The following is a 1,789-nucleotide window of genomic DNA, read 5'->3' as shown; positions in this document are numbered from 1 at the left end:
ACGAACCAACTAAAAATTATAACGCTTTTATAAACGGCGCACGGCTCTATCGTGCGTCCAACGCAGGCCACGTGTTTTTGTGGCCGGAGTGATGTTTGATGAACTGGTTAGATTTTTTAGAACACCTAACTAGCGCAACACCACGTTGTGTAGCCGCAGGCGAAACCTAAGCTTTTGACCTGAGACTAGAATACCTAAAGTGATAACTTTACCGGATTCCATAGGAACACACCACCGACGAAATCTCAGCAAATTAAAAAGTGCCTGAGAAACTTAAACAGTGGAGCGGAACTGACGTGGTCTAATAGATATGACCAGTCCAGTTAAGACATAATACGTCCTAACTGGAGAAGGTAAATTGAATACACGAAAAAAATATTCCCAAGAATTTAAATTGGACGCGATTAGTCTGGTGCTTGATCAAGGCCACACTAGGACAGAGGCAGCCCGTAGCCTGGGTATTAGCGCACAGGTACTGGGGCGTTGGATAAAAGAATATCAAAACGATTCAGGCAATGCTTTCAGAGGCAATGGCAAGCTTACGTCAGAGCAAGAAGAAATTAGAAGACTTAAGGCGCAGGTTAAGCGCCTTGAAATAGAAAAGGAAATACTAAAAAAGGCGACGGTCTTCTTTGCCAAAGAAACGAAGTGAAGTATGACTTTATCACTCAACATAAGAAGACCTGGCCGGTTGACCTGATGTGTCAGCTATTTGGAGTGAAACGAAACAGTTATTATAGCTTTGCCAAGCGCAAGCGTAGTCAACCAGATGACCCGGATCATCAGGAAATGCTTGATTGGATAACGGATATAGCAGAGTCCAGCGACCACACTTATGGAGAGCGCAGGATGAAGAAAGCATTGAACATTTTGGGTTATCCAGTAAGTCGAGCTAAAACAAAAAAACTGATGAATGAGGCTGGTGTGAAGGTGCGCCACAAGAAGAAATTTAAAGTGACCACTAATAGCAATCATAAGAAGCCTGTTTATCCAAATCGCTTAAAGCGAGAGTTTGATGTTGTTCAACCTAATCAGGCATACGTCGCGGATATTACATATATCTGGACTCAAGAGGGTTGGCTGTACCTAGCTGTCGTGATTGACTTGTTTTCACGGAAGGTTGTTGGCTGGAGCATGAGTTCACGCATGAAAGCGAGTCTGGTTTGCGATGCGCTTACCATGGCAATTTGGCAGCGGCGACCGAAAGCAGGCTTGATTCATCATTCGGATCGTGGCTCTCAATATGCGAGTGATGCCTTTAGAAGGTTATTGGATCAACACGGCATCCAAGGAAGCATGAGTCGGCGTGGCGACTGTTGGGATAATGCGGTAGTAGAAAGCTTCTTTGGAAGCCTGAAGCAAGAGCGCGTGCAATGGCGAAGTTACCAAACTCGCTATGAGGCACAGCAGGATATTTTGGATTACATATCCATGTTTTATAACAGTCGGCGGCTGCATTCTTACTTGGGCTACATGAGCCCGAATGAATACGAAGCTCAGGCAATTGAAATGAAAAAAGTATCTTAACTGGGTTGGTCAAAAATGCTAGACCACGTCAGAAGAGTAAAGCAGTAATAATAAAGACGATACGATAATCGAAGCGCATAATTTATTTCATCTTGTCGGTTATTTTTATTTAAATTAGTGTTGTGAAGGCTAACTAAACGTTCAACCCTTAGTGTTCTTAATATTAAGGTTTGTCATGATTAAAATCTATTGTTTGGCAGTACACAGATAACTTCTTGCGCGTATAATGTGCGTTATTCATTTAATATTTCGAAGCTTTTGC

The 1,789-nt window shown here is 42.7% G+C and carries 1 protein-coding gene; it reads left to right on the top strand.

Annotated elements, in window-relative coordinates; genetic code table 11:
• The first annotated feature begins 358 nt into the window (after positions 1–358).
• Positions 359–1,527 (top strand): IS3 family transposase gene (locus A3735_RS08770; RefSeq protein WP_369808611.1). Its coding sequence is split into 2 segments (ribosomal slippage): positions 359–611 and positions 611–1,527, totalling 1,170 coding nucleotides; the frame shifts between segments, so codons are not numbered across the junction.
• Positions 1,528–1,789 lie beyond the last annotated feature (262 nt).

The organism is Oleiphilus sp. HI0061 (assembly GCF_001635675.1).
Note: the sequence above shows the minus strand (reverse complement) of the source record. Positions and strands in the feature narration are given on the sequence as shown.